A 9,260-nucleotide genomic window follows, 5' to 3' on the forward strand; every position below is an offset into this window, starting at 1 on the left:
GGTAGAGGCCCCGGGGCGGCAGGATGTCGGGCGCGGGCAAGGTGGGCAGGGCTGTGCCCCGCACCGTGGCGCGCGCCAGGGCGACGGCGTTCTTCAGGTTGCGCGGGCCGCCTGCCTGCAGGTAAGCCACCATGCGGGCGGACGCATCGAGCGCGGTCAGGTCGAGGGCGGGCGTGCCCGCAGGCACCCAGACCACGCGGCCCTGGGCGCGTGCAGCACGGGCATCGAGCTGCGCCCCCACCATGCGGCGCAGGCGCGCCTCCACGCTGGCGTGCGGAGCATCCACCCACACCATGGCGGCGGCTGACAATGCGCGCTCCAGCTTCTGGGCCTGGGCCGCGTCCAGTACCGCCGGGCCACCCAGCGGGTAGTCGATGTGCACAAAGCCCAGGCCCGCCTCAGTGGCCAAGCGCTGCACCATGGCTGTGCGCGGGGCCGTGGTGATGTCGGACGTCAGCCACAGCAATACCGGCGCAGCCGGTGCAGCCTGCACCCAGGGCGCCACCAGCAGCAGGCACCACAGTGCTACGCGCAGGGACCATGCCTTCATTGCTTGGTGGGCTTGGCTGTGCCCGTGTCGCGGGGCGCCGCACCGGTTTCGGGGATGTAGACGATGTTGCCGTCTTCAAGCTGGTAGGCCACGCCCGCGCGCACGCCCTGCCCTTGCGCGGCGCTGCCCGCGCCCTTGAAGCGCACTTCCTTGCCATGCTCGCGCACCACCACTTCCATGTCGGGCTGACCCGCATTGCGGATGATGGTGACGCTCTCCTGCGCACTGGTCTGGCTTTGCACGGCCACGGCCGTGAGCAGGGCCACCACCAGCACCAGGAACACGTCCACCAGGTTCACGGCGGACAGCATCGGATCGTCATCGTCCTCGGCCAGCACATTCAGGTGCTTCAAGGTCATTGCGCCACCCCGCGCTCCTTGCGCACCACCAACAGCTCGGCCAGCAGCCAGCGGCGGCGCACCGAGTACACCACCAGGCCTACCGACGCGGCGGCCAGCGCCAGCACCACGCCCGCAAACGCGCCGCTGAACACCGCCAAGGCCTGCTGGCCATTGCCCGCCGCCACGTTCTGCAGCGCAGGGCCCAGCGGGATCATGGTGGCGATCAGCCCCAGCATGGGCGACAGGCGGCTGAGCAGGCGCACGGGCTCCACCTGGCGCACCAGTTGCAGCTCCAGTTCTTCCATCGACAAGCCGGGCGCCACGCGCAGCGAGCGGTACTGCGGCTGGCGCCAGCGCTGCCAGGCCTCCATCAGCGTGGCGCCCCCCGCCCACAGCGCGTAGACAAACGCCAGCCCCACCAGCACCAGCACGGGCCACAGCAACGACTGCGCGACCTGCGCAAAACCTGATTCGATGTTCATGCTCTCTCTCCCTTGATCTCGTGGTGACGGCGCTGCAGCGATGGCAGCGCCATCCACAGGCCATCCAGATGCCGCACTTGAATGCGGTGGTCAAACACGCTCTCCAGCGCGGCATGCGTGGCGGGCGCATCGCAGGCGCCTTGGTGCAGCACGCGGCCCTGCGCCATCACCACCATGTCATCGGCCTGCAGCGCCAGCGACACCTCGTGCAGCACGCTGACCACCGTGCCACCCGCATCGACCAGCGCGCGCATGGTGTGCAGCCAGTCGGTCTGGTGCGGCGGGTCGAGGTTGGCCAGGGGCTCGTCCATCAGCAGCACCTGCGCCTGCACCGCCAAGGCGCGGGCCAGCAGCACGCGCTGGCGCTCGCCGCCCGACAGCTGCGACAGCGGGCGGTGGCGCCAGTCCCAAGCCTGCGTGGTGCGCAGCGCCTGCTCCACCGCCGCGTGGTCGGCTGCACCGGGCGGTGCCAGCCAGGCCTGGTGCGGCAGGCGGCCCAGCATGGCCACGTCGTAGCTCGTGAGGTCGTCGACAGAACTTTCGTTCTGGCCCAGCCAGGCGAGTTGCCGGGCACGTTCGCGCGCAGGGATCTGCGACAGCGGGCGGCCCAGCAACTGCACATCGCCCTGCACCGCAGTACGCGGCAGCAGGCCCGCCAGCACCTTGAGCAAGGTGGATTTGCCCGCGCCGTTGGGGCCGACGATGCTGGTCCAGCGCCCCGCGGGCAGTTGCAGGTCAATGCCCTGCAATATCAAGCGATTTCCGATGCTTGCGCCTATCTGGCGTGCCTTTATAGCTATTGAATTCATAGCGCACCACCTTGCGATGTACGCCGATGCATGAGCCACAGCAGGTAGGTGCCGCCCAGCGCTGCCGTGAGCACGCCCACGGGCAGCTCCTGCGGCGCCAGCAGCCAGCGCGCCAGAATGTCGGCCGCCAGCAGCAGCACCGCCCCCATCAGGCTGGAGAGCACGATGTGCCGCTCGTGCGTCACGCGCACGATGGACCGCACCAGGTGCGGCGCCGCCAGGCCCACGAAGGCGATGAGCCCCGTCTGCGCCACGGCAGTGCCCGTGGCCAGCGCCATGGCTGCCACCAGCCCTACACGCATGGGCGTCAGCGGCAGGCCCAGGCTGGCCGCCGTGGCCTCGCCCAGCGTGAGGCCATCCAGCGCGCGTGCCAGCATCCAGGCCACCACCGAGCACAGCCCCCATGCCACCGCCATCAGCACACAGGCCATCCAGCCCACAAAGGCGGTGCTGCCCAGGATGAAGGCCTGCATGGCCTGCAGGATGTCGGGCGAGGCCAGCTCCACCAGATCGCGCAGCGCCCCCAGCACCACGCCAACGATCACGCCCGCCAGCAGCAGCCGCAGCGTGTGCTGCACGCCCCGGGCCAGGATGAGCGTGAGCACCACCGCCCCCGCCGCGCCCACAAAAGCCATGCCCGTGATGCCGATGCGCGCCAGCCACTGCGCCGCCACCGGTGACACGCCAAACATCGCCATCGCCACCGCCCCACCCAGCGCTGCGCCCGAGGCGCTGCCCAGCAGGTAGGGGTCGGCCAGTGGATTGCGAAACAACCCTTGCGCCACCGCGCCCGACAGGCCCAGCAGAGCGCCCGCCAGCCACGCACCCAGCGTGCGCGGCAGACGGATGTCCCACACGATCTGCCAAGCCACGGGGTCGCCGTGCATGCGCAGAACGCTGTCAAACCCGGTGCTGCCCACGCTGGCGCCACACAGGGTCAGCACGACGCTGGCCAGCAGCAGCCAGGCGGCACACCATGCGGCGCGGCGGCTGGCGGAACCCGTTGGCAAGTCGATGGAGGCATGGGTCACGAGGCTTTCTCCACCAGGCAGCGCGCCATGATGCGCGCTGCCTCGGCCATGCGCGGGCCGGGGCGCACCACCACGTCGGAGTCACCAGGACCGAAAACGCACAGCCGGTTGTCGCGGATGGCCCGCAGGCTGGCCCAGCCGGGGTACGGCACCATGGCCTGCATGCTGCGGTTGCCGATCATGATGATGTCGGGGTTGGCGCGCACCACGAACTCGGGGTTCAGGCGCGGAAACGGCCCCAGTGACGCGGGCACCACATTGCGCACGCCCAGCCGGGTGAGGGTTTCACCAATGAACGACGCCTCGCCCGCCGCATACGGCCCACGGCTCACCTCAAAGTACACGCGCACATTTTTGGCCTTGGGGGGCAGGGACTGCGCTGCCGCCAGCACGCCCGCATCGATCACGCGCCAGAGGCGGTCTGAGCCTTGCGCACGCGGCACGCCCAGCAGGTCGCTCACGGTGCCCAGCACGCGGCGCACATCGGCGTGGGTCTTGGGCTCCAGGGTGACCACCGTCAGGCCCAGCGCCTCCAGGCGGTCGCTGGCGCGCGAACTGACGGACATGAGCACCAGATCCGGCTTGAGCGCCACGATGGCCTCGATGCTCGGGTCCAGCCCGCCTCCCACCTTGGGCAGCTTGTCGATCACGGCCTCGGGCCAGTTGGAATAGCGGTCCACCCCCACGAGGCGGTGGCATTGCTCCAGCTCGCACACGCTTTCGGTCAGCGAAGGCAGCAGGCTCACGATGCGCTGCGGCGCTCGGGGTAACGAAACGACACGGCCCCGGTCGTCGGTGATCTTGACCGGCTGCGCCTGCGCCAGCCCGGCCATCAGCAGGCCCAGCAGCACCAGGATCGCAATCACCCACAGGATGCGGCGCACGGGGGTGGGTTTCATCAACAGGGTTCTTTCAAAGTGAGGGGCAGCCCGGCGGCCATCAGCGTGACGCGGGGACACACCTGGGCCATCTGCTGATTGAGGAAGCCCAGCGCATCCACAAAGGCGCGCACCTCGCGCCCCATCGGGATGACCCCCAGGCCAATTTCGTTGCCCACCAGAACAACGGGGCCAGGGGATTTCCGAAACGCTACTAAAAACATAGCTACTTGCGCTTGCCAGTCGCGCGCAAGGGCCTGTTTTTCCTCGAAATTCATGCTCTCCACGCCCAGGGGCATGGTCCAGTGGGTGAGCCACAGCGTGAGGCAGTCCACTACCAGCAAGGTCTGCGGCGTGCTGAGCCGCGTGAGCGCTGCGGCCACGTCGTGCGGCTCTTCCACCGTCTGCAGGCCGGGCACGCGCTCGGCACGGTCGCGCTGGTGGCGGGCGATGCGCTCGCGCATTTCGTCATCCCAGGCTTCGCCGGTGGCGATCAACACAGCGCGGTGATCGGCGGACTGCGCCAGCCAGTCGCGCGCCAGCAGCTCGGCACGGCGGGACTTGCCACTTTTCTGGCCGCCCAGGATGAGTTCGCTGGTGATGGGAAGCGGGGCGAAGGTCATGCTGAGACACCCCCCAGCAGGTGCGCCACGGCTTCGGGGCTGGACGGAAACCAGGCGTGGAAATAGCTGGCATGGATGCTGCCCTGCCGGTACAACGCCTCGCCCGCATCCGGCGCAGCCGCCTCGTCCGGGCGCGCTGTGCGGGCCACCACGGGGGCGCTGCTGTCGCTGGTGGAGTAGTGAAAGGTGTGGCCGCGCAGGGTGTGCCCCGCCACCGCCAGTTGCTGCGGGCCCAGCGCCGCCAGGCGTTTTTGCATGCTCACATGGCCGGGCAGCAGTCCCCACAGCGGGGCGGTGATGCCGTCGGTCAAAGTGATGGACTCGAACAACGCCATCATGCCGCCACACTCGGCCCACAGGGGTTTGCCTGCGGCCGCATGGGCGCGCAGGCTGGTTTGCATGCCGATGTTGGCGACGATCTGGGAGGCATGCAGCTCGGGGTAGCCGCCAGGCAGCCACACCGCGTCGCAATCGGGCAGCGCTGCATCGCGCAGTGGCGAAAAAAACACCACGCGTGCGCCCATCTGTTCCAGGCATTGCACATTGGCGGCGTAGATAAAACAGAAGGCGGCGTCGCGCCCCACGGCCACCGTGCGGCCTGCCAGCAGGCGTGGCACGGCGGGCGCCGAGGCGGGTGCCGGGAAGTCCACCGCCCAGCACTGCAGGTCGTCCAGATCCATCTGGCCTAGCGGCGTGGCGGCCAGTGCGTCGGCGGCGGCATCCAATCGCTGCAGGCTGTCGTTCAGCTCGTGCGCAGCGACAAGACCCAGGTGGCGCTCGGGCAGCAATGCGGCACCGGCCTTGGCAGCTGCAGGGGCATTGCCTGGCGGCACCCGCATCAGTGCGCCCATCCAGTCGTCAGCATCCTGCAGGCCGTCCCGCAGCATGTCGGCATGGCGCGCGCTGCCCACGCGGTTGGCCAGCACACCCGCCCAGGGCAGGCCGGGGCGGTAGTGGCGCAGGCCAAATGCCAGCGCGCCAAACGTGCCCGCCATGGCCGAGGCGTCGACCACTGCCAGCACGGGCACTCCAAAGTGAAGGGCCAGATCGGCAGCGCTGGGGCTGCCGTCAAACAGGCCCATCACGCCTTCGATGAGGATGAGGTCCGACTCTGCTGCGGCATCGTGCAAGCGCTGCGCGCAGTCTGCCTCGCCAGTCATCCACAGGTCGAGCTGGTGCACGGGTGCACCGCTGGCCAGCTGGTGCCAGTGCGGGTCCAGAAAGTCCGGACCGCACTTGAAGACCCGCACGCGCCGCCCCTGGCGCGCATGCAAGCGCGCCAGGGCGGCGGTGACGGTGGTCTTGCCCTGACCCGAAGCCGGGGCGGCGATCAGGATCGCCGGGCTACGGGCAGGCTGCACCATTTCGCTTCTCCTCTTCCCCTGTCTGCTAGCCTGACGTGCTGTGGACTCACTGCGGCGCCCACTTCACCCCCACATAAGCCACGCGGCCCGCAGTCGCGTAGGTGCGGGCCAGTTGATAGTCCTTGTCGGCCAAGTTGTCGATGCGGGCAATCAGCGTGTAATCGCGCGCAATGCGGGTGCTGGCATACAGGTTGACCAGGGCATAGCCGCCCAGCACGTTGGTATTGGCCACGGTGTCGAAGCGGCGGCCCGAGGCCTGCACTTCGGCGCCCACGGTCCAGCCCCCCAAGCGCGTGTCGGCGCCGACGGTGGCGTGCTGCTTGGCACGGCGCGCCAGCTGCTTGCCGGTGTCCAGGTCACGCGGGCGCTGCAGGTCGATGGAGCCATGCAATTGCACATCGCCCATGCGGTGCGAGCCGGCAAACGTCACGCCCTTGTACTCGGCCCGTGCCGTGTTGGCATAGCAGCCAAAGCTGGAAGCACAGGTGCCCGCGCCTCCGAAGGAGATCAGATTGCTCACACGATTGCGGAACAGCGTGGCCGAGAAGGTGCTGCTGCCTTGGGCATAGCGCAGTGCCACTTCGGCATTGCGGCTGCTTTCCGGGCGCAATGTGGCTACACCGTATTCGCTGAAGCGGTGGTACAGCGTGGGCGCGCGGAAAGCCGTGCCCACCGATGCCGTGGCGCGCCACTGCGGGGTAATGGCGTAGCCATATGACGCACTGCCGGTGCTCTTGCCGCCAAACTCGCTGTCGGAATCGTGGCGCACGTTGAGTTGCACTGTGTGGCCTTCGGCGTTGTAGCCATAGCCAAGGGCCAGCGCGTCTTGAGAACGTTTGGCGTCGATGGGCTTGTTTTCCAAGCGGTCTTCACGGCGCTCCAGGGCAGCAGTGACCAAGTGTGCGCCCTGGCGGTACTCGTTCTGAAAATAGTAGCCGCGCAGGCGAGTGTCGGTCAGGTAGGGCGAGGGGCGGGTTTCATACTGATCGCGAGAGTCGGTGATGGACAGGCGCGTCTTGTAGGCACTGCTCCACTGCGCGTTCCAGTTCAATCCCAGCGCGTGCATGGTGTGCAGACTTCGATCGTCCTTGCCCGGACCGTTGTCGTAGCCACTGTTGGTGTCGTTGACCATCAGTGTGCCTTCCAGGCGGTGCACCGCATCCACCTGCAGGCCAACGCGGGCGTGGCCCGCCGTGTTGCGAAAGCCATCGCGGTCGGGGTTCTGCGTGGCGACAGTGCGAGCGTTGAAGCCCTTGCTGTTTTCGCGGGACAGACCGAGCGCGTAGTCCCAGGTGCCACTGGCGCCGCTGATACCGGCCTCCAACTTGGAGGTGCCATGGCTGCCAAGACCCACGCCGACATAGGGAGCCGTGCCCCTCTCGCCACGTTTGGTGAAGATCTGCACCACGCCACCCATGGCGTCCGATCCATACACAGCCCCAGCCGGGCCACGCAACACTTCAATGCGGTCAATCAGGCCGAGCGGGATGCTCTCCCATGGCGCACCGCCGGTGGACTGCGAATCAATGCGCACGCCGTCGATGTACACCGCCGTAAAGCGTGATTCGGCGCCCCGCAGGAACACGCCAGTGGTGGTGCCAGGGCCGCCGTTGCGCGAGAACTCCACCCCTGGCAGTCGGGCCAGCAAGTCGGCCAGACCGGTGACGCCGCTGTTTTCAATGGTCTCGCGGTCCACGACGGACACGTCAGCCACCAGATCGGTGAGCGGCTGCGGGGTGCGTGTCGCGGCCACCACGGTTTCTGCCAGCGATGGAGAGCGAAGGTTCTGGGCCAGCAGTTCACCAGCGCCGGGCGCGGACTGGGCCAGGGCACTGCTGGCGCTGCCGACAGCCAGCGTCACCAGGGCGAGGCGTTGGGCGGACGCGCGCAGCGACGCTGCAGGGCGCGCACGAAGGGTACGGATTTTCATGGGGATCATCGTCAACAAACAACCCGGGGCCGGCCTCCCGCCAGCGTGTGGGTGATACAGCCGCGCAGCGCCCAAAAGGAGCGCACGCAGCCACCGTGTTGGCCGGTATCCGGGCTGGCGGAGCGCCCTCCAATGCCTTCCCAGGCGCTTGTTCAAGGCGCCCAGTGGCTTATAAATGGAGAGAGAATCTAAGATTCGTCCGCTGACCGTTGCGGGGGCAGCGCAGGCTGGGCGCGCCATGCGTGGCGGCACCTCCCTGCTTCCCGTTGAACTGCGGCATGTGAACCACACCGCGAGCACCAACAGCGGGATTTTACGACCGTTTACAACGCGCAACCCTACAATCGCTGGCTGTATGGCAACACCGTCCCCCACCGACCAAATCGCCGAACGCGTTGAACGCCTGCTGCTACGCCACGCTGAACTGCAACGCACCAATGCCTTGCTGACGGACCAGGTGGCCACACTCACCCAGGAGCGAGACTCTCTCAAATCCCGGCTGAGTGCAGCACGCGCGCGTGTGGATGCCCTGCTTGAACGCCTTCCCGCCGCCGTGCCGCTCACGAAAGAAGCCGAATGAAGCAAATCGAGGTGCAGATCCTGCAGCAAAGCTACCTGCTGACCTGCCCTGAGGGCCGAGAGAGCCGCCTTTTGGATGCCGTGGAGCGCGTGGATACTGCCATGACACGCATCCGCGACGCAGGCAAGGTGCGCGCCCGGGAGCGCATTGCCGTGCTGGCCGCCTTGAACCTCGCTTTCGAGATTGCCGACCGTGAAGCTGCCGACCTGGCAGCGGGTTCTGCGGCCAAAGCGGCGCCCCCTGCGGTGGCCACATCAGCAACAGGGCAACAAGAATCTCTGCTCCCGGAAGACGACAACCAGCGCCTGCAAGCTCTGGTACAGCGCCTGGATCAGGCTCTGGGCGATGATGGCCGCCTGCTCTGACGCAACACCACTGGGCGCACCTTCCTCAAGCAAGTAAGGGCAGTGCCATGAGTGGCAGGCCAAGCTCCAGCATGCCTATGGGCTTTTCCTGCTCAGTGCCTGCTTCCAGCGCCTACAATGAAGGGGTCTGCGAAGCCGCCGGGCTTTATATTTCCTTGAACCAATGCTCAACGAGCTCGGGCTTGGTACATCGCCCGGTGAGCGTGATCATCTCGCGTCAGATGAACCCAACGCTTGGCTGCCCTCGCCCACCTGAACCCCCGGTTCAGGATGAGAGTCCGGTGGCATTCGCAGACACCCTCTACCC

Annotated in this window: 10 protein-coding genes, 1 pseudogene and 1 riboswitch; of the genes and pseudogenes, 2 read left to right on the forward strand and 9 right to left on the reverse strand. The window is 67.7% G+C overall.

The features are described from left to right. The 9 genes and pseudogenes from DBR12_RS03665 to DBR12_RS03705 form a co-directional block, all read right to left on the reverse strand. Positions 1–550, reverse strand: a pseudogene (locus DBR12_RS03665) (cobaltochelatase subunit CobN); the annotation flags it as partial. Beyond that, positions 547–909 (reverse strand): DUF2149 domain-containing protein, encoded by a 363-nt coding sequence (locus tag DBR12_RS03670; RefSeq protein WP_108616007.1) that lies wholly within the window; start codon positions 907–909, stop codon positions 547–549. The pseudogene DBR12_RS03665 and the gene DBR12_RS03670, both read right to left, overlap by 4 nt. After that, the gene (locus DBR12_RS03675; RefSeq protein WP_108616008.1) at positions 906–1,373 is read right to left on the reverse strand and encodes a hypothetical protein; all 468 of its coding nucleotides are present in this window, start codon (positions 1,371–1,373) and stop codon (positions 906–908) included. The genes DBR12_RS03670 and DBR12_RS03675 overlap by 4 nt, the downstream gene beginning before the upstream one ends. Continuing rightward, positions 1,370–2,182 carry an ABC transporter ATP-binding protein gene (locus DBR12_RS03680; RefSeq protein ID WP_108616009.1) on the reverse strand — a complete coding sequence of 271 codons (813 nt, stop codon included), beginning with the start codon at positions 2,180–2,182 and terminating at the stop codon, positions 1,370–1,372. Before DBR12_RS03680 ends, DBR12_RS03675 begins: the two co-directional genes overlap by 4 nt. After that, positions 2,179–3,213 carry an iron ABC transporter permease gene (locus DBR12_RS03685; RefSeq protein WP_108616010.1) on the reverse strand — a complete coding sequence of 345 codons (1,035 nt, stop codon included), beginning with the start codon at positions 3,211–3,213 and terminating at the stop codon, positions 2,179–2,181. The genes DBR12_RS03680 and DBR12_RS03685 overlap by 4 nt, the downstream gene beginning before the upstream one ends. Further along, positions 3,210–4,112 (reverse strand): ABC transporter substrate-binding protein, encoded by a 903-nt coding sequence (locus DBR12_RS03690; RefSeq protein ID WP_108616011.1) that lies wholly within the window; start codon positions 4,110–4,112, stop codon positions 3,210–3,212. Before DBR12_RS03690 ends, DBR12_RS03685 begins: the two co-directional genes overlap by 4 nt. Beyond that, positions 4,112–4,714: a bifunctional adenosylcobinamide kinase/adenosylcobinamide-phosphate guanylyltransferase gene (locus DBR12_RS03695; RefSeq protein ID WP_108616012.1), complete on the reverse strand. Its 603-nt coding sequence runs from the start codon at positions 4,712–4,714 to the stop codon at positions 4,112–4,114. The genes DBR12_RS03690 and DBR12_RS03695 overlap by 1 nt, the downstream gene beginning before the upstream one ends. Then, positions 4,711–6,078 carry a cobyrinate a,c-diamide synthase gene (locus DBR12_RS03700; protein ID WP_108616013.1) on the reverse strand — a complete coding sequence of 456 codons (1,368 nt, stop codon included), beginning with the start codon at positions 6,076–6,078 and terminating at the stop codon, positions 4,711–4,713. Before DBR12_RS03700 ends, DBR12_RS03695 begins: the two co-directional genes overlap by 4 nt. 46 nt (positions 6,079–6,124) lie before the next feature. After that, on the reverse strand, positions 6,125–8,008 hold the full coding sequence (locus DBR12_RS03705) for a TonB-dependent receptor domain-containing protein (protein ID WP_108616016.1): 1,884 nt from the start codon (positions 8,006–8,008) through the stop codon (positions 6,125–6,127). 82 nt (positions 8,009–8,090) lie between these two features. After that, positions 8,091–8,327, reverse strand: a riboswitch (cobalamin riboswitch). Positions 8,328–8,363: 36 nt separating this feature from the next. On the opposite strand from DBR12_RS03705, the gene DBR12_RS03710 reads away from it, so the two are divergent. Then, positions 8,364–8,588 carry a DUF904 domain-containing protein gene (locus DBR12_RS03710; protein WP_108616014.1) on the forward strand — a complete coding sequence of 75 codons (225 nt, stop codon included), beginning with the start codon at positions 8,364–8,366 and terminating at the stop codon, positions 8,586–8,588. Next, a complete protein-coding gene (locus DBR12_RS03715; protein WP_108616015.1) occupies positions 8,585–8,953 on the forward strand; it encodes a cell division protein ZapA in 369 nt (122 codons plus the stop codon). Before DBR12_RS03710 ends, DBR12_RS03715 begins: the two co-directional genes overlap by 4 nt. The last annotated feature ends 307 nt before the right edge of the window (positions 8,954–9,260 follow it).

The organism is Acidovorax sp. HMWF029, from assembly GCF_003060895.1.
In the GTDB taxonomy this organism is placed as follows: Bacteria; Pseudomonadota; Gammaproteobacteria; order Burkholderiales; family Burkholderiaceae_C; genus Acidovorax.